The following is a 17,269-nucleotide window of genomic DNA, read 5'->3' as shown; positions in this document are numbered from 1 at the left end:
TGGCTACAGGGGCATGCGGCACACGGGCCGAGCGCTGCCGCGAAAGCCCAGGCCCGTCACCTCGAGAATGCCGCCGTCCCACGGTCCGGACGCGCTCAGGCGGCCGCTGTCACTGATGCTGGTCACGAACAGGTCGTCCATGCCGGGCCCGCCAAAGCACAGTGCGCTGGGGTGGACCACGGGCAGGTCGATCTTGTGCGTGAGCCGTCCGGCCATGTCGAAGCGCGCGAGCGCCCCCTGGCGGACCAGCGCGGTCCATAGTCCGCCTTCCGTGTCGAAGGTGCAGCCATCCGGGCCGGAGTCGTGGACATCGGTGCGGACGAACACTCGCTTGTCGTCCAGCGCGCCGTCGGCTGCGAAGGCATACGAGTAGATCACCCTGGCTTCGCTGTCGGCCACGTGCAGGCGCCCGTCGACGGGGTTCACGCAGGGGCCGTTGGTGACGCCGTAGCCGGTGTCGAGCTTGCCCAGCTTCAGTTGCGTGTCCAGGCGGTACAGGCCGCCCAGCGGCGCCTCACCGGGCGCGCGCAACACGTGCATGGTGCCCACCAGGAAGCTGCCGTCGGCCAGGGAGATGCCATCGTTGAGCCGCAGGTGCGGGCTGCTGACCTCGATGCGGCCCAGCGTGCGCAGCTGTCCGCTGCGAAGGTCCAGCGCGGCGATCTCTTCCTTCAGTGCCAGCACGATCGCGTCGCCGCCGTCGCCGTTGAAGGCAAAGGAACCCAGGGGCGCAGGCGCTGCGTGGCGCGCCCTCACCTCTCCCGAGTCCGGGTCGAGCGCCAGGATCAGGCCGGCTCGGCAATCCATGAGCCACAGCTGCCCAGCGTGCCACTGCGGGCATTCGCCCAGGGCGGTCTTCACGTCACCGAGGCGGCGAATCTCCATGTCGGCATCGTAGCAACCGGGCTGCGCCGAACGAGCAGCCGAATGCTGCGTTTTCCGCAGAACACTCCCTCGAATCCACCAGAGATCGATCGGTGCCCGCGTCCTATGATTTCGGCGAGCCAGTCCTGGCGCTTTTTCGAGGTGCAATATGAGTGAGCAATGGGTTCGTCTTGAAGTCTCCGACGGCGTCGGTCTGGTCACCATGGACCGCAAGCCGGTCAATGCCCTGAGCCGGGACATGCGGCGCCAGCTGGTGGCCACGTTCGACGCCATCTCCGAGCGCGAGGACATCCGCTGCGCCGTGCTGACCGGCAGCGGGAACGTGTTCTGTGCGGGCGCCGACCTGAAGGATCGCCCCAGCAGCGAGATCGCCGGCGACTTCCTGGACCACAACCGCATCACCCGCGAAACCGGCAACTCCATTCGCGAGTGCGCCAAGCCGGTGATCGCCGCCATCAACGGCGCGGCGCTGGGCGCCGGCTTCGGGCTGGCGGCGGCCTGCGACATCCTCTATGCGTCGGAGAACGCCACCGTGGGCATGCCCGAGATCAACGTCGGCCTGGCCGGCGGCGCTTCCATGCTCAAGACCCTGTTCGGCCGCTCCACCCTGCGCCGCATGTTCTTCACGGGGCAGCGCCTGAGCGCGCACGACCTGCTCAAGCGCAACGTGATCGAGGACGTCGTGTCCGAGCAGGACCTGCTGCCGGTGACCATGGCCCTGGCGCGCGAGATCGCCTCCAAGGCGCCCCTGGCCATCGCCTATGCCAAGCGGGCAGCCAACATGGTCGATGTCATGCCGCAGCGCGACGCCTACCGCTTCGAGCAGGAGTTCACCGTGACCCTGTCGAAGACCGAGGACGCCCGCGAAGCGCGCATGGCCTTCCTCGAAAAGCGTGCCCCCGTGTTCAAGGGACGTTGATCCCATGCTGACCTCCGTTCAGGAAACCCCGGGCACCGGGCTGGATGCTCTCTTCGAGGCCAAGGCCGTGGCGGTGATCGGCGCCTCCGACGACATCACCAAGATCGGCGGCCGCCCGATCCAGCTGCTGCGCAAGTACGGCTACGGCGGCGCCATCTATCCCATCAACCCCAAGGGCGGCACCCTCCAGGGGCTGCAGGCCTATGCCTCGATCCTGGACACGCCCACGCCCCCGGACATGGCCATCCTGGCGGTGCCCGCGCCCGCCACGCTGCAGGCCGTTCGCGACTGCGCCACCCGCGGCGTGCGCGGCGTGGTCGTGCTGTCCTCCGGCTTTGCCGAGGCCGGCCCCGAAGGCGTGGCACTGCAGGCCGAGCTCGTGCGCGTGGTGCGGCACCACGGCATGCGTCTGCTGGGTCCGAACTGCCTGGGTGTGGTCAACGTGGCGGACAACCTGGTGGGCTCGTTCTCCATCGCGCTGGAACAGAGCATGCCGCCCGCCGGCCAGGTGGGCATCGTCTCGCAGTCGGGCAACATCGGCAGCTTCACCATGCGCAACATGGCCGACCGCGGCCTGGGCGTGAGCCGCTTCATCGCCACCGGCAACGAGGCCGACGTCGACGTGGCCGACGGCATCGCCGCGCTGGCGAACGATCCGGCGACCCACATCATCCTGTGCTGCATGGAGACCTGCCGCCATGCCGGCCGGCTCATCGAGGCGCTGAACATGGCGCGCCGGCAGCACAAGCCGGTGATCGTCCTCAAGATCGGTTCCACCGAGCAGGGCCAGGCCGCCGCCGCCTCGCACACCGGCGCGCTGACGGGTTCCGACGCGGTGTTCGATGCGGTGTTGCGCCGTTACGGCGCGCTGCGCGTGCGATCGTTCGAAGAGCTGCTGGACGTGGGCCACGCCGCGGCCCTGCTGGGTGCGCAGCACCTGCCCGGCACTGACGCCGTGACCCTCGTGGCTGCGTCGGGCGGCTTCGGGATCATGATGGCCGACGCGATGGTCGAAGCCGGCATGACGCTGCCGCAACTGGCCGACACGACCAAGGCGCAGATCCGCGAGGCCGTGCCCACCGCGGGCACCAACAACCCGGTGGATGCATCGGCCCAGATGTCGGCGCGGCCGGACATCCTGCTGAAGATGCTCACGGCGCTGCAGGGCGATGCCAACGGCAGCACGCTGGTGCTGATGCTGGCACTGTCGCTGTACAACCCGCGCCTGCGCGGCGTGTACCTCGAGGCGCTGTCCAAGGTCCGCGCCAGCCACCCGGACCGCCTGCTGATCATCATCAGCCAGGGGCCGCCCGACGCCCTGGCGGAGATCAACGCGCTGGGCGTGCCGGTGTTTCGCAGCATTCCGGCGGCCGCCACCGGCCTGGCGGGCCTGGTCAAGCTCGGCAGGCTGACCACGCTGCCTCTTGCACCGTCTTACGCGGGCCCGGTCGACAAGGTCGATGCCGCCGTGTTCCGCAACGAGTTCCACGCCAAGCAGGCCCTGGCGGCCGCGGGCATCAGCGTGCCGCGCGAAGAGGTGGTGAGCTCCGCCGACGATGCGGTGCGCAGCGCCCGCGCGACCGGTTACCCCGTGGTGCTGAAGATCGCATCCGAGGACATCGCCCACAAGACCGAGATCGGTGGCGTCGCGCTGGACCTGAAGGACGACGAGGCCGTGCGCGAGGCCTTTGCGCGCCTGATGGCCAATGCCCGCCAGCACGCGCCCCAGGCGCGCCTGGACGGCGTGCTGGTGGCGCCCATGGTGCGCGGCGGCGTCGAACTGATCGCCGGCGTCTCGCGCGACCCCGTGTTCGGTCCCGTGGTGATGGTGGGCTTCGGCGGCATCTATGCCGAGGTCCTCAAGGACGTCGCCGTCCAGGTGGCGCCCGTCTCCGAGGAAGAGGCCACGCGCATGATCCGCGGCCTGAAGATGTTCCCGCTGCTGGACGGCGCCCGTGGCAGGGCCAAGGGCGACGTGGCGGCTGCCGCGCGCACCGTGGCACGCCTGTCCGAGTTCGCCTGCCGCCATGCCGCCGACGTGGCCGAGATCGACATGAACCCCATCCTGGTCCGGCCCGAGGGCGAGGGTGTGCTCGTCCTCGATGCCCTGATAGTTGCGGCCGCCCGAGTGAACCAGTGAGACCCCTCATGCACATGGAAAAGAATCCGGCCATCCCCGATGCCGCCGCCGGCCCGGCCGCCTACCGCAGCTACGCGCGCCAGTGGCTGCGCTCCAACCTGCCGGAGCACATGCGCGCGGACAGCCTCGCGTACCGCACGCCCACGCTGGACGAATGCCGTGACTGGGAAGCGTCCATGTACGACGCCGGGCTGGCGGGCATGACCTGGCCCAAGGCCTACGGCGGCCTGGGCCTGACGCTGCGCGAGCACCTGGTCGTCAACAAGGAAGTGGGCGCCCTGGCCATGCCCGAGAGCGTGAGCTCGATCGGCAAGGAACTGGCCGGCCCCATCATCCAGACCGTGGGCACCGAGGAACAGAAACAGCTCTTCCTGCCCCGCATCCTTTCGATGCGCAACTTCTGGTGCCAGGGCTTTTCCGAGCCCGACGCCGGCTCCGACCTGGCGCGCCTGCGGACCAAGGCGGTGCAGGAGGGCGACACGTGGCGCATCAACGGCCAGAAGATCTGGACCAGCGGCGCGGCCAAGGCCCACTACTGCCTGCTGCTCACGCGCACCGGCACCGTGGCCGACAAGCACCGCGGCCTGCTGATGTTCGCCGTGCCCATGGACACGCCCGGCATCCGGGTGGTGCCCATCAAGTCCATCGACGGCAAGGACTCGTTCGCCGAGGTCTTCTTCGACAACGTGGTCGTGCCCGACAGCGCGCGCCTGGGCGCACCGGACGACGGCTGGAACGCGGCCATCCGCGTGCTGTCCATCGAACGCGCGACCAACCGCATGTACCGCGCATGGCGCTTCGAATGCGAACTGCGCCAGCTCGTCGCCGCCTGCAAGTCCGATCCCGAGCTCTCGAAGTTGCTGGAGGACGGGTACTACCAGCGCCGCATCGGCGACGTGGTCGGCGAGATCGACGCGCTCAAGGGCCTGGTCGAGCGCACCGTGAACCAGATGATGGCGGGCGACAAGATCGGTGCCCGTGGCTCGCTGACCAAGCTGTACTGGTCCGAATGCCACCAGGCCTTCATGGGGCTGGCCCTGTCGCTGGTGTCGCATGTGAATCCGCGCTCCAGTGCGCTGGCACAGCGTGCCCGCAAGCACTTCAGCACCGCCTACCTGTACGCCCGCGCCGAGACGATCTATGCCGGCACCAGCGAAGTGCAGATGGACATCATCGCCCAGCGCATCATGAACCTGCCCACGGAATGAACTGAGATGTCCGACACCGATCTCCAACCCGAAGAGTTCGCCCAGGCTGCGGCCGAAGCGATTGCCGATGCGCAGGCCCGCGACTTCCGCGCCGCCGGCCAGGTGCTGGCCGCCGCCGGCCTGTGCGGCGTGTGCGCGCAGGAAGATGCCGGCGGCCTGGCCCTGGGCATCGAGTTCGCCCTGCCCATCGTGGCCGAGGCGGGCAAGCTGCACCTGCAATGGCCGCTGCTGGAAACCATCCTGATTGCCAAGGCGCTGGGCGACTCGCCGCTCGCGGCGGAACTGGCCAGCGGCGCCCGGGTCGCCACCTGGGCGCTGCAAGGCAGCCTCCAGGAGCGCCTGGCCGGGCAGGCACGCCACGCGAAGGACAGCGACTGGGTGCTGGTGGCCGACGGCGGCGGTGCCGCGCTGCTGGACCTGGCCGGCGTGGACATCCAGGAAGACGGCGCCCTGGACCCCGAACATCCGCAGTCCTGGCTGCTGCTGGACACCGTCAAGGTGCTGGCGGAACTGGATGCCCCCACCTTTGCCGCCCTGCAGCGCGACGCGCAGGTCCTGGTGGCCGGCTGGGTCAACGGCGCTGCCGAAGCCGCCATCGCGACGACGGCCGCCTACATGTCCACCCGCGTGCAGTTCGGCCGTCCCCTTTCGGCCAAGCAGGCGGTGCGGCACCTGCTGGCGCGCATGCGCCTGTTGCAGGAAGCGTCCAACGCGGGCATCGCGCGCGTGCTCGGCCCCGACGAATTCGACCGCGTGCGCGATGCCCGGCCGGTGCTTGCCAATGCCCTGGCCAATGCGGCCTTCGTGCTGGAGAAGTCCATCCACCTGCACGGCGGCATGGGCTTCACCTGGGAAGTCGACCTGCACTACGCACTGCGCGAGGTGCGCAAGTTCGATGCCGCCTTCGGCTCGGGCGCGCTGGCGAAGCAAGTGGGCCAGGACTTCATCCGGTCGGTTTGAACCAGGGGACATCCATGAATCAGGATCTGCTGGGCCGCGTGGCCCTCATCACCGGCGCGGGCGCCGGCATCGGCCGCGAAACCGCCTTCCAGATGGCTGCGCGCGGCGCCCTCGTCTGCGTGAACGACCTCAAGGAAGACCTCGTCACGCCCGTGGTGGAGGCCATCCGGTCCAAGGGCGGCAAGGCTTTTGGCGTGGCGGTGAACATCGCCACCCGCGAAGGCATCCGCGAGGCGATCCGGCGCTCTTTCGAGCACGGCAAGCGCTTCGACATCCTGGTCAACAACGCGGCCTGGGTGCGCTACCAGGCCATCCCGGAAATCATGCCGGAGACGGTGGACCGCATGCTGGACGTGGGCTTCAAGTCCGTCATCTGGAGCCTGCAGGAGGCCGTGGCCGTGATGGACCCGCAGCGCGGCGGTTCCATCGTCAACGTGGCATCGGTCGCGGCCTTGCGCTCGGCCGCCAACTCGGTGGTGTATTCGGGCATCAAGGCCGGCATCCTGGGCATCACCCGCGCGGCGGCGGCGGAGCTGGGTGGGCGCCACATCCGCGTCAATGCCGTGTGCCCCTCGGCCGTCCCCACCGAAGGCACGCAGCGCAACCGCGACGCCGAACGCGACGCCAACCGCATTGCCCGCACACCGCTGGGCCGCCTGGGCACGGTGGAAGACATCGCGCGCGCCATCTGCTTCCTGGCGAGCGACGAGGCCGGCTTCATGACGGCGCAGGCCCTGACGGTGGATGGCGGCATCACGCTGACCAACATCTGAGGCGGATGACATGAACTTCACACGAGCGGCGCACGTCCTGTTCTGCGCCCTGGGATGGCTGGCCAGCCACGCGTACGCAGCTGCGTACCCCGAGCGGCCCGTGTCACTGAGCGTTCCCTACGGCGCCGGCGGCTCGACCGACGGGATTGCGCGCGAATTCGCCAATCTCCTGGGACAGGAATTGAAGCAGACGGTGCTGGTGCTCAATCAACCCGGCGCGTCCGGCACGCTCCAGCTCGGCAACCTGGCGCGCGCGAAACCGGACGGCTACACGATCGGCTTCTACTCCTACAGCACCGCCACCTTCACTTCCCAGCTGATGAAGGTGCCGTACAAGCGGGACGACTTCACGCTGCTGGGCGGCGTGGCCGAATTCAGCTACGGCATCGTGGCCGCGCCGGACTCGCCGATCAACAACATCAAGGACCTGGTCGCGCAATCCAGGACGCCCAAGGGCGTCTTCTACGGCGTCACCGGCGCTCCCAACAACTTCCCCTTCCTGCAGCTGCAGAAACTGACGGGGGGCAAGTTCGACCAGGTCACCTACAAGTCGTCGGCCGAGTCGATCATGGCCGTGATGGGAAAACAGGTCGACGTCGCCTTGCAGGGTCCCTCCGAGTACGCAGAACTGGTGAAGGCCGGCAAGCTGAAATTCATCGCGTCGGCCAGCGACTTCCGGCTGCCGTGGTTCCCCAATGTCCCGACCATCAAGGAGCAGGGCTACGACATCGGCATCACCGGCATCATCGGTGTCGCCGTGCCCAGGGGCGTCCCGGAAGACGCCAGGAAAACCCTCGAGGCGGCCATCCACAAGGTGGTCTCCAGCAAGCGGTACAAGGACTTCCTGGCCAACGAGTACGGCATCAAGAACTACCCCGCCAGCAGCACCGAGTTCTCGAAGCTGATCGACAAGGGGTTCGGGGTCATGGCCGACATGATCAAGACCTACGACATCAGGAACTGAAGCCCCGATGCCCACGGTCCTGATCACGGGTGCTGCGTCCGGCATCGGGCGGGACACCGCACGGCTCTTTGCCGCCGCAGGCTGGCAATGCGTGCTGGTCGACTACAACGAGCAGGCCTTGCGCCAGTTGGGCCAGGAACTGCCCTCCCCGGCCGCGGCCGCGCACGTGCTGCATGCCATCGACCTGACCGATCCGGCGCAGGTCGCCCGCCTGGGCGAAGGAACGCCCGCGCTGGACGCCGTCCTGAACAACGCAGGCATGTCCGACGCGTCGAACACGCCCCTGGCCGACCAGGGTGCGGCGCAGATGGGACGCCTGCTCGCGCTCAACCTGCACGCGCCGGCGGCGGTGGTCGATGCCTGCTCCGCCTTGCTCAAGCCCGGCGCGCGCGTCGTGAACGTGTCGTCCGGCGCGGGGCTGCATGCCATTCCCTGGCGTGGCGCGTACAGCCCGAGCAAGGCCGGCCTGATCGCCCAGACCCGGGCCCTGGCGCAGGCCCGGCCCGACCTGTGCGTCACGGTGCTGGCCCCCGGCTTCGTGCGGACCGAACTGGTGGAGGGCCTGATCCAGGCCGGCCGCCTCAAGCCCGAGGGCGCGGTGGCCAAGATCCCGCTGGGCCGCATGGCGGCGCCCGCCGAAATGGCGCAGGCCCTGTACTTCCTGGCCACGCCCGGCGCGCGCCCCTTGAGCGGGCAGATCCTCGCCGTCAACGGCGGCTCCTCCATCTACGGCGGCAGCCAGCCCTTCCCCCCGGCTTCGCTGGAGCCACTGCCCCTGGACCTGCCGTTGCGGCTGGAGGTGGTGGGCAGCGATGCCGGTGCATGGCACGCCCTGGCATCGACACTCACGGACGGGCCCGCCTACGCGGCCTGCCTCGATCCGTCGCCGCTGTCCTGCGCACCGGGGGCCGTGTTGCAGGCGGTCCATGCGGCCGCCGCGCGCTTCGCGGCCGGGCACACGCAGCAGGCGAGCCTGACGGTGCTGCTACCGCCCGCCCAGGCCGCGCGCTGGCAGGACGCCGGCGATGGCGCCGCGGCGCGCATGCTGGTCTCCACCCTGGCCTGCGAGTGGGGCGGCCGCGCCCTGCGCATCAATGCCCTGGAGATCCCGCAAGACGTGGACCCCGCGTCCCTGCACCCGTTGCTGCGCTACGTCTGCGGATCGGCAGCCCAGTTCCTGACGGGGCAGTCGCTGGTGTGCGGCAGCAGCACGCCGAAGGAGGCGCGATGAGAGCCGACGACACTGCGGCCGATGCACAGCGCACGCGAATCAAGGAGTTCTTCATCCAGGAGCGCGGCTACTGGCGTCCCTGGACCGAGACCATGCTGGCGGTGAGCCCCGGCTTCGTCGAGCAATACGCCCGGTACGCGGGCTACCCCGCACGCACGGGGCCGTTGACGCCGCGCATGGTGGAGCTCATCTACGTGGGGCTGGACGCATCGTCCTCGCACCTGTTCGCCTCGGGCTTGCACACGCACATGAAGCGTGCACGCGAGGTGGGCGCGACCGACGCCGACATCTTCGACGTGCTGCACCTGGTGGCGGTGCAAGGGGTCGCCAGCGTCGGCCAGGCGGCCGATATCCTGGCCGAGTTCACGGACCCGGGCGAAGCCCCGGCGGTGGACGCTGCCCTGCAGGCCCGCATCGACGAACTGGGGCCCACGCACGCCCTCTCGCTGCAGGCCATCGCGCGGCTGGACCCGGGCTACGCCGAAGTGCTGCTCGCCTTCATCGAGCAAGGCCGGCCCGAGACAGGCCTGTCGCCGGCCGAACGCAGCCTGGTGCAACTTGCCTTGCACGCCTGTTTCACCGCCTTCAACCCTGGTGCGCTAAGACAGATCGTGGCCACGGCGCTGTCGCAAGGCCTGAAACCTGCCGGACTGCTCCAGGCCATCCAGCTGGGCGCGCACCTGGCCGTCCATGGCACGGCACTCGGTTGCGATACCTTCCGCAAGCTGACCGAGCCCGACCGGGCTGGTTGACCAGGGAGTTGCCCATGCCCGTCTTGCTGGACCTCCAGGATGGCGTCGCCACGCTCACGCTGAGCCGCCCCGAGGCGAGGAATGCCATCGATCCGGACACGCGCGCCGAACTGCGCGAGGCGTGGCGGCGGGTCGCGGACGACGATGCCATCCGTTGCGTGGTGCTCACGGGCGCGGGCGACAAGGCGTTCTGCAGCGGGGCCGACCTCAAGAAGACCATGCCGCAGGCGGAGAGCTTCGCGCAGTTGTCCTTCAGCGGCCAGGGCCAGGCCCCGATGACTGCCGGGATGGACATGGACAAGCCCATCGTCTGTGCCATCAACGGAGATGCATTCGGCGCCGGCCTGGAACTGGCGCTCGCGTGCGACATCCGACTGGCCGCCAGCCATGCCCGCTTCGGCCTGCCGGAAGTGCAGTTGGGGTCCCTGCCGGGCGGGGGCGGCACGCAGCGCCTGCCGCGGGTGGTCAGTGCGTCGGACGCGATGAAGATCCTGCTGACCGGCAACGGCTTCGACGCCGCCGAGGCCTTGCGCATCGGGCTGGTCAGCGAGGTGGTCGGAGCAGCGCAGCTGATGCCCGCGGCGCTCGCCATCGCCCGGCGCATTGCGCAGAACGCGCCGCTGTCGGTGCGCGCCATCAAGCGCCTGGTGCGCACGGGCCTGGACATGCCGCTGGACAAGGCCCTGGAGACCGAGCACTACGTCTTCGGCCTGCTGCGCGATACGCAGGACCGCATCGAAGGCCGGCTCGCCTTCCAGGAAAAGCGGCCGCCGGTTTTCCGCGGTCGCTGACCGGCTCGCCAAGGAAGCCAGCCGGCCCATGGTCCGCGTCAGCCACGGAAATGGTCGGTGAAGATGCGCGCGAACAGCGAAGGCTGTTCCAGGTTCATGGAGTGGCCGATGAAGGGAAAGAGTTCCAGCCGCGCGTTCGGCAGGCCCTGCACCATGCGGTCCACGTGCTCGCGCGGGATCCAGTAGTCCATGTTGCCGTACAGGATGAGGTGCTCGTGCGCCATCGTCGCCATCCGCTCGGCAAGCGCGCCGGACTCCCACTCCAGGGCCAGGTTGTGCGGCGTGCCGAACCAGACGCCATCGGAGAGCACCCGGGTCTTGTCCACCAGCAACTGGAACAGCTCGCGTTGCGCACCGGTCACCGCGTCGGCGAAGCGCGGTGACTGGCCGGGCGCCAGGGTCTCCGGGCGGAACAGGCTGGGCGCGGCAGTGGCCAGCCCCGCGAAGCAGACCTGGCTGTCGTTCTTCATGGCGCTGAGCACGTCGACCTGCCCCGGCGCGAGCTGCAGTCCCAGCGGCGTCACGGGGTCCAGCATCAGCACCTTGCCGAAGCGTTCCGGCGCCATCGCCAGCATGTGCGACGCGATGATGCCGCCCGTGGAATGCCCGTACAGATGGCACTTCGCGATGCCCAGCGCGTCCAGCAGCGCCAGGTGGTCGCGCGCATGCACGGCCATGGTGTAGTTGGAGTAGTCGGCGGCGGGTTGCGGCTTGTCGGACGCGCCGCAGCCGCGCCATTCGGCGGCGATCACGCGCAGGTCGTCCGGCAGCAGCGGCAGCACGAGGTCCAGCCAGTTCGCGCAGCCCAGGTTGCCGTGCACGGCGAGCACCACGTTGTCGCCCTTGCCGTGGGCAAGGTAACTCATCGATACGGTATCGGTGGCGATGCGGGCCATGGAAGCCTCCAGGGGTTCGGGACTGCGGGCGCGAGGCCCGGGAGTGCGTCGGCCTCGGGCGTGGCGAGCCAGCGCAGGAACTCCGTCATGACGCCATCGACCAGGGCCTGGTCGGCCTCGAGCAGTGCCTCGCGCTGCTCGGCGGGCACGTCGCTGGCCAGGGCCTTGAGCAGGCGGATCTGCGTCTGCAGCATCCGTCCGTTCTCCTGCTCGATGCGCGCGAGCGCCATCACGAAAGGGCTGGGCGGGCCGGCGGCCTCGGGAACGATGGGCGACAGGCGCATCCGGGCGAACTGCGCGTGCCCCAGGGACAAGCCGGCGTAGACGGCGGCCGGCGAGAACAAGGGCCCCGGCGCTTGCATGACCCGGCCCCAGGCCGCGGCAAGCGGCGCGGTGATGCGCCACGCCTGCACCGAGAGCGCGGGGACTGCGACCCATTGCGTGCTGCGTGCAAGCAAGGTGATCGCCTCGAGCTCGCGCGCGGCCTGGGTGATGACGAACTGCTGGGCCAGGCCGAGCGTCGGCACCCACTGCAGCACCGCCTGGAACGCCAGGTTGCCACTCTTGGCGGCCGTGAGCACCAGGCCCACCTTGGCCTGCACGGCGGGCCCGAAGCCGCGCTCGGCGATCCGGTCTCGCGCCTGGTCGAAGAGTTCGACGGGGATCACGGCCGCGACGGGGACGCTGGAAGACGCCGGCTGCGGCGCGCCGCCGGCCTGGCGCGTGCGGGCGCCGCGGCGCGGCCGGCGCGTACCGGCACGGGCGCCAGCTGGATGGCCCGCTGCCAGTCCCCGACCAGCGGCAGCCACTGGCGCGGCGCGGCGGGATCGTCGGCGGCCGCCCAGACGCTCTGGTCGCCGACCCAGGTGCCGTCGCTCACCTGTGCCAGGAAGAACTCGATCTGCCGCATGGTGACGGCAGGCAGTTCCAGCGTGAACGCGTGGTAGGCCCGCTGGACGATCACCAGCCGCGAGTTGGCGATGCGGCGACGGATCAGCTCGTGGCATTCGCGCGGGGTGAAGAAGTCGAACTCCCCGTTGAGGATCAGGGTGGGGACGGTGATGCGGTGCAGGTGCGGCGTCAGGGGCTCGAACTGGACGAACGACTCCATGAGGTTCTGCATCGCGTAGCCGTCGTTGCCGATGTAGCCGGCACGCTTCATCCCGGCGATGCGCTCGCGGTTGGCCGCGATCCAGGCCGAGCTCATGTTCATCGGGTACAGCATCGACTGCATGTACGGGAAGCCGACGTCCACCAGACCCTGCAGCATGACCGCGCCGAGAAATTCGAGCTGCGGGGTCAGTTCGGCGAAGGTGCTCATCGCGACCAGGCTCTCCAGCCGGCGGCCGTGCCGGATGGCAAAGTCCAGGGCGATCACGCCGCCGAAGGAAATGCCGGCCAGGTGCGTCCTGCGGATGCCTAGCGCCGTGAGCAGTTCATCGAGCAGGTCGGCGTGCGTCGCCAGCGGGATGTCCAGGACGGGCTTGGAGGAAAGCCCTTGTCCCAGCATGTCGTAGGCCAGCACCCGGTAGCCGCGCGGCACGAAGTACTCCGCGTAGCTCTTCCACAAGTTGGCGTTCTGGGTGAGGCCATTGAGGAAGGTGATGACAGGCAGGCCCTCGTCCCCGGCGAGTTCGTAGTGGACCTGCAGCTTGTCGAATCGGACGCTGGGCATGACACCTTCCGCGAGCAAGGGCACGGCCGCGATGTTGCGCCGGATGGCCGCCCTGCCAGTACTGCCCCTTGGTCCAACTAGCGGTCGCGCTCCCCGCGGCGCACTCTGGCCGGCCAGCCTTGACGGAACATCGGGGAGGTCCACGTGAGACAAGATCCCTCGTGCCGCGGCCCGTTCGCGCGCCGCGCAGCCATTCTGCTCACCCTGCTCTGGATGCTGCTCGCAGCACACGCCCAGGAGCCCCTGACGCCACGCTCGGTGGTCGCCGGCCTCGACCGGCTGAAACAGAGCTACGAAGTGAAGAACTTCCGCATCGGCGGCAAGTACGAGCTCGCCGACCCGAAGGCGTGGGAGAACGGCGCACCCGACGGCGTGACGCTCGAATCGCTGGGCGGCGCCCCGGCGCGCACCGCCTACATCGCGGTGGGCACGCCCCGGCGCAACGACAAGGGCGAGATCGTCAACGCCATCGTCATCAACTCCTACTACTCCGGCGATGCGACGGCGATGTACAACAACTGGTACGTGGGGCAGGCCGGCAACGGGTTCTCGGGCGGCGCGCTGGTCGGCCCCGGGCTGCTGTTCGACACGAACCGCTTCTACGTGGTGTTCGTCGACGCCCTGGGCTTGTGGGGGGCATCGAAGCCCTCCGACGGCCTGGGCCGCAAGTTCCCGGTCTACAGCTACTACGACGTCGTGCAGCTCAATTACCGGCTGCTGCGCGATCACCTGAAGATTGCGCGCGTGGTGCTCGCCACCGGCGCATCCATGGGCGGCACCCAGGCCTATTACTGGGGCCTGATGCATCCCGGGATGGTCGCGGCCGTGATGCCCATCGGCGGGGCCAGCGCCACCGACGGTGAAGGACCCGTGGCCGCCTGGACCTTCCAGCTCGCCAAGGCCGCCCTCGAATCCGACCCGGTGTGGGTCGCCACCCAGGGCGACTACTACAAGCTGCCCAAGGACCAGCATCCGAACAAGGGCGTGGAGTTCCACTGGTCGATGCTGTCCATCACCGGCTATGACCTGAACTACCGCCAGAGCCTGGGCTGGGAGGCGGTGGGCAAGGAAGTGTTCACCTGGGAACCCGATCCGCGCATGGGCGCGAGCGCCGGCGCCAACCTGAAGAACCTGGCGAAAATCTTCGACGGCGTGGACCTCTGGTACCGCGACACGGTCGGCGAGATCCACAACGTGAACAAGCTGCTGCCGCAGATGAAGGCGCGCACGCTGGTCGTGCACGTTGACAACGACCAGTGGCTGATCTCCGACAAGGCGCAGGCGGCCGCGGACGCGATCCCCGGCGGGCAGTACGTGTCCCTGTCCGACCCGACGGCGCACTACGCGGTGTTCAAGGCGCTCAACGTGCTCAAGCCCGACCCCGTCTTCACCACCTACATGCACGAGACCGGCATCCTGGCCGACAAGGACATCGTGTGCGAGGCGAAGAACTACCGCACCCCGACGATCGACATGCAGCCGGACGCCGGCAAGTCCTTCTGGAAGACCGGCATGGTCTCGCCCTTCCCCGTGAAATTCGCGCGCGTGAAGGACAGGCGCGGCGTCGAATGGGAACTGGGCTACATGGACGAATACTGCGGCAAGGCGGCGAACCCGCCGGTGCTGGTCGTCGTCCATGGCAAGGGCGCCTTCGGCGCGCACTACGGCTACCTGATCAAGTACGCGGTGGAGCGCGGCTACCGCGTGATCGCGCCGGACATGCCGCAGTGGGGCACCTCGGGGCCGGGCAACCTGGACAAGCCGATGACGCGCACGCTCAACGACGTGCGCGACGCATTCCACGCCCTCATCGTCGACAAGCTGGGCGTGAAGAAGGCGAACTACCACGGCCACTCGCTGGGCGGCCAGACGGTGATGGGCTACGCGCTGCGCTATCCCGAGGCGGTGCAAAGCCTGGTGCTGGAAGCGCCCGCGGGCCTGGAGGAGTACCAGCGCACCTTCCGCATGGGCGACAAGGACGTGCCGATCTGCGACAAGTCCATCGCCTACGACCTGAAGGCCTGGCATGCCGCCTACGACCCGATGGGCCTGGTGGAAGGCGAGCTCAAGCGCAGCCCGCAAGCCGTGCGCGACTTCTTCTACTTCAAGAAGCGCGACGCGGCCGGCAACGCGGTGGCGGCCAACACGGGCTACTTCTTCGAGGACTCGGAGTACGCGCGCCTGCACACCGACCAGCGCGTGGCGATGATCGCCGGCAACCGGGCCGAGTTCGAGCAGTGGTCCTTCATGTTCATCTACGACCTGTATTCGATCTGTTCCGAGCTGAACGTGGACGACCCCGCGTCCCTGTACAAGCAGCTGGTGAAGATCAAGGCACCGGTGTTCCTGGCCTTCGGCGCCAAGGAGCCCTTCATCCCCGGGACCGCGCTCAATGGCCTGACCGACCTGTCCAAGAGCATCATCCTGCCGTTCCAGCAGCGCATGGCGGCCGCGGGCAATGCGCCGGTGATCAAGGTCTATCCCGGCGTCGGGCACTTCATCCACACCGACGTGCCTTACGAGTACGCCCGCGACACGGTCGACTTCCTGAAGAACCGGCGCGTCGATACCGCGTCGCCCATCGTGATCGACGCCCTGGTCAACAGCACGACCGCGGTCACGGGCGCCGCCGAAGCCCCCGCCGGCAAACCCGCCGGTCTCGCCAAGTGAGGTGCCCCATGGCCATCCGCACGACCTGCACGGTCCTCGCACTCGCCGCCGCGGCGCTGTGCTGCCTGCCCGCTGCCGCGCAGTCCTTCGACGCGGCAAAGATGCACCGGATCACGCCGCCCTCGTCGATCATGGCGCAGGACGCGAAGAAGGAGTACTACACCATCCCGAACTTCCGCATCGGCGGCAAGTACGACCTGGACGCGGGCCCGGACGCGTGGCGCAACGGCGCCGCCGGCGGCACGACGCTCGAATCGCTGGGCGCGCCGCCGCTCAAGGTGGGCTACATCGCGGTGGGCACGCCCCGGCGCAACGACCGGGGCGAGATCACCAACGCGCTGATCATCAACACCTTCTACTCGGGCGACGCGACCTGGATGTACAACACCTGGTACGAAGGCCAGCCGGCCAATGCGTTCTCGGGCGGCCCCATCGTCGGGCCGGGGCGCACCATCGACACCGAGCGCTTCTACGTCGTGTTCCTCGATGCGCTGGGGCTGTGGGGCGAGGCCAAGCCCTCGGCGGGGTTGGGGCGCAGGTTCCCGCAATACAGCTACTTCGACATGGTGCAGGCGAACTACCAGCTGCTGCGCGACCACCTGAAGGTGGCGCAGGTCGAGGTCGCCACGGGTGTCTCCATGGGCGCGACGCAAAGCTGGGTCTGGGGCGTCATGTACTCGCCCAGCGGCTATGTGAAGGCCATCATGCCGATCGGCGGAACGACCGCCTCCGACGGCGACGATCCGGTCGGCCAGTGGACCTTCCGCCTCGGCCAGGCGGCGATCGAATCCGATCCCGTGTGGCGGCAGACCGGCGGCAACTACTACGACCTGCCGGAGGAAAAGCATCCCAAGCGCGGCCTCGAGTTCATGTGGTCTGCGCTGCAGCTCACGGGCTACACCTTCCCCGTGCGCTCGGCGACGCCCTGGTCCACGCTGCAGAAGGAGGTCTTCTACTGGGAGCCCAAGGGTGACGAGACCCAGACCTACATCAACCGCACGAAGAACGAGGACCCGGTCGACTACTGGTACCGCAACAACGCGGGCTTCTCGTACAACATCAACAAGGAGCTCAAGCGGATCAAGGCGCGCACCCTGGTCGTGCACGTGGACACCGACATGTGGCTGATGGTGGAGAACGCCAGGAAGGCGTCCGAACAGGTGCCGGGCGCGATCTTCGCGCACTTCCCCGATGCGGGGGCGCACTACGGCGTGTTCAAGGCGCCCAACATCATCCGCCCCACCATCCAGGGCTTCATCGAGGACCGCTTCACGACCGCCCTGCCGGGAATCGACGGGGCCGGCGGCAGCGGAGGCAAGACAGCCGCCGCCGACCCGAAGCCGGCGGGGCTCGCGAAGTAGGCGATCCGCTGCACCAGGCGGATAGGGGCGGACGCGCGCGCTGG

At 68.8% G+C, this 17,269-nt stretch carries 15 protein-coding genes; 11 read left to right on the top strand and 4 right to left on the bottom strand.

The annotated features are described in order from the left end of the window. Nucleotides 1-3 precede the first annotated feature (3 nt). Nucleotides 4-885, bottom strand: coding sequence for an SMP-30/gluconolactonase/LRE family protein (locus AC3EGR_RS17235; protein ID WP_488547732.1), 882 nt, complete (start codon nucleotides 883-885; stop codon nucleotides 4-6). Nucleotides 886-1,033: 148 nt separating this feature from the next. Between AC3EGR_RS17235 and AC3EGR_RS17230 the strand changes: the two genes are divergently transcribed. Genes AC3EGR_RS17230 through AC3EGR_RS17190 form a run of 9 tightly spaced genes read left to right on the top strand, consistent with a single transcriptional unit; the run spans nucleotide 1,034 to nucleotide 10,623 of the window. Continuing rightward, the gene (locus AC3EGR_RS17230; protein ID WP_488547731.1) at nucleotides 1,034-1,804 is read left to right on the top strand and encodes an enoyl-CoA hydratase/isomerase family protein; all 771 of its coding nucleotides are present in this window, start codon (nucleotides 1,034-1,036) and stop codon (nucleotides 1,802-1,804) included. A 4-nt stretch (nucleotides 1,805-1,808) separates the two neighbouring features. Further along, on the top strand, nucleotides 1,809-3,944 hold the full coding sequence (locus AC3EGR_RS17225; protein WP_488547730.1) for an acetate--CoA ligase family protein: 2,136 nt from the start codon (nucleotides 1,809-1,811) through the stop codon (nucleotides 3,942-3,944). A gap of 8 nt (nucleotides 3,945-3,952) precedes the next feature. After that, nucleotides 3,953-5,152 carry an acyl-CoA dehydrogenase family protein gene (locus AC3EGR_RS17220; RefSeq protein ID WP_488547729.1) on the top strand — a complete coding sequence of 400 codons (1,200 nt, stop codon included), beginning with the start codon at nucleotides 3,953-3,955 and terminating at the stop codon, nucleotides 5,150-5,152. Nucleotides 5,153-5,158: 6 nt separating this feature from the next. Continuing rightward, entirely contained in the window at nucleotides 5,159-6,112 is a 954-nt protein-coding gene (locus AC3EGR_RS17215) for an acyl-CoA dehydrogenase family protein (RefSeq protein ID WP_488547728.1), read from the top strand. Between the two features lie 14 nt (nucleotides 6,113-6,126). Further along, nucleotides 6,127-6,885, top strand: coding sequence for an SDR family NAD(P)-dependent oxidoreductase (locus AC3EGR_RS17210; protein WP_488547727.1), 759 nt, complete (start codon nucleotides 6,127-6,129; stop codon nucleotides 6,883-6,885). A gap of 10 nt (nucleotides 6,886-6,895) precedes the next feature. After that, nucleotides 6,896-7,849, top strand: a complete 954-nt coding sequence (locus tag AC3EGR_RS17205; protein ID WP_488547726.1) for a tripartite tricarboxylate transporter substrate binding protein — start codon at nucleotides 6,896-6,898, stop codon at nucleotides 7,847-7,849. A 7-nt stretch (nucleotides 7,850-7,856) separates the two neighbouring features. Then, nucleotides 7,857-9,080, top strand: coding sequence for an SDR family NAD(P)-dependent oxidoreductase (locus AC3EGR_RS17200; RefSeq protein ID WP_488547725.1), 1,224 nt, complete (start codon nucleotides 7,857-7,859; stop codon nucleotides 9,078-9,080). Beyond that, a complete protein-coding gene (locus AC3EGR_RS17195; protein WP_488547724.1) occupies nucleotides 9,077-9,832 on the top strand; it encodes a carboxymuconolactone decarboxylase family protein in 756 nt (251 codons plus the stop codon). Before AC3EGR_RS17200 ends, AC3EGR_RS17195 begins: the two co-directional genes overlap by 4 nt. 14 nt (nucleotides 9,833-9,846) lie before the next feature. After that, nucleotides 9,847-10,623 carry an enoyl-CoA hydratase/isomerase family protein gene (locus AC3EGR_RS17190; protein WP_488547723.1) on the top strand — a complete coding sequence of 259 codons (777 nt, stop codon included), beginning with the start codon at nucleotides 9,847-9,849 and terminating at the stop codon, nucleotides 10,621-10,623. Between the two features lie 38 nt (nucleotides 10,624-10,661). On the opposite strand, the gene AC3EGR_RS17185 is transcribed toward AC3EGR_RS17190, so the two are convergent. From AC3EGR_RS17185 to AC3EGR_RS17175, 3 genes are read right to left on the bottom strand one after another with little or no spacing between them, the layout of a single operon-like run. After that, complete coding sequence (locus tag AC3EGR_RS17185; protein ID WP_488547722.1) at nucleotides 10,662-11,519, bottom strand: alpha/beta fold hydrolase; 858 nt, start codon at nucleotides 11,517-11,519, stop codon at nucleotides 10,662-10,664. Further along, nucleotides 11,486-12,187, bottom strand: a complete 702-nt coding sequence (locus tag AC3EGR_RS17180; RefSeq protein WP_488547721.1) for a hypothetical protein — start codon at nucleotides 12,185-12,187, stop codon at nucleotides 11,486-11,488. Before AC3EGR_RS17180 ends, AC3EGR_RS17185 begins: the two co-directional genes overlap by 34 nt. Next, on the bottom strand, nucleotides 12,184-13,194 hold the full coding sequence (locus tag AC3EGR_RS17175; protein WP_488547720.1) for an alpha/beta fold hydrolase: 1,011 nt from the start codon (nucleotides 13,192-13,194) through the stop codon (nucleotides 12,184-12,186). Before AC3EGR_RS17175 ends, AC3EGR_RS17180 begins: the two co-directional genes overlap by 4 nt. 144 nt (nucleotides 13,195-13,338) lie before the next feature. Here AC3EGR_RS17175 and AC3EGR_RS17170 point away from each other — a divergent pair, with 144 nt between their 5' ends. Next, entirely contained in the window at nucleotides 13,339-15,864 is a 2,526-nt protein-coding gene (locus tag AC3EGR_RS17170) for an alpha/beta hydrolase (RefSeq protein WP_488547719.1), read from the top strand. A gap of 8 nt (nucleotides 15,865-15,872) precedes the next feature. Continuing rightward, nucleotides 15,873-17,225 (top strand): alpha/beta hydrolase, encoded by a 1,353-nt coding sequence (locus AC3EGR_RS17165; protein WP_488547718.1) that lies wholly within the window; start codon nucleotides 15,873-15,875, stop codon nucleotides 17,223-17,225. The last annotated feature ends 44 nt before the right edge of the window (nucleotides 17,226-17,269 follow it).

Source organism: Ramlibacter sp. G4-7, from assembly GCF_057784995.1.
Note: the sequence above shows the minus strand (reverse complement) of the source record. Positions and strands in the feature narration are given on the sequence as shown.

What these genes read in the sequence shown, in the direction of transcription:
- AC3EGR_RS17235 (WP_488547732.1), bottom strand. Translation starts at nt 885, where the DNA reads ATGGAGATTCGCCGCCTCGGTGACGTGAAGACCGCCCTGGGCGAATGC.
- AC3EGR_RS17230 (WP_488547731.1), top strand. Translation starts at nt 1,034, where the DNA reads ATGAGTGAGCAATGGGTTCGTCTTGAAGTCTCCGACGGCGTCGGTCTG.
- AC3EGR_RS17225 (WP_488547730.1), top strand. Translation starts at nt 1,809, where the DNA reads ATGCTGACCTCCGTTCAGGAAACCCCGGGCACCGGGCTGGATGCTCTC.
- AC3EGR_RS17220 (WP_488547729.1), top strand. Translation starts at nt 3,953, where the DNA reads ATGCACATGGAAAAGAATCCGGCCATCCCCGATGCCGCCGCCGGCCCG.
- AC3EGR_RS17215 (WP_488547728.1), top strand. Translation starts at nt 5,159, where the DNA reads ATGTCCGACACCGATCTCCAACCCGAAGAGTTCGCCCAGGCTGCGGCC.
- AC3EGR_RS17210 (WP_488547727.1), top strand. Translation starts at nt 6,127, where the DNA reads ATGAATCAGGATCTGCTGGGCCGCGTGGCCCTCATCACCGGCGCGGGC.
- AC3EGR_RS17205 (WP_488547726.1), top strand. Translation starts at nt 6,896, where the DNA reads ATGAACTTCACACGAGCGGCGCACGTCCTGTTCTGCGCCCTGGGATGG.
- AC3EGR_RS17200 (WP_488547725.1), top strand. Translation starts at nt 7,857, where the DNA reads ATGCCCACGGTCCTGATCACGGGTGCTGCGTCCGGCATCGGGCGGGAC.
- AC3EGR_RS17195 (WP_488547724.1), top strand. Translation starts at nt 9,077, where the DNA reads ATGAGAGCCGACGACACTGCGGCCGATGCACAGCGCACGCGAATCAAG.
- AC3EGR_RS17190 (WP_488547723.1), top strand. Translation starts at nt 9,847, where the DNA reads ATGCCCGTCTTGCTGGACCTCCAGGATGGCGTCGCCACGCTCACGCTG.
- AC3EGR_RS17185 (WP_488547722.1), bottom strand. Translation starts at nt 11,519, where the DNA reads ATGGCCCGCATCGCCACCGATACCGTATCGATGAGTTACCTTGCCCAC.
- AC3EGR_RS17175 (WP_488547720.1), bottom strand. Translation starts at nt 13,194, where the DNA reads ATGCCCAGCGTCCGATTCGACAAGCTGCAGGTCCACTACGAACTCGCC.
- AC3EGR_RS17165 (WP_488547718.1), top strand. Translation starts at nt 15,873, where the DNA reads ATGGCCATCCGCACGACCTGCACGGTCCTCGCACTCGCCGCCGCGGCG.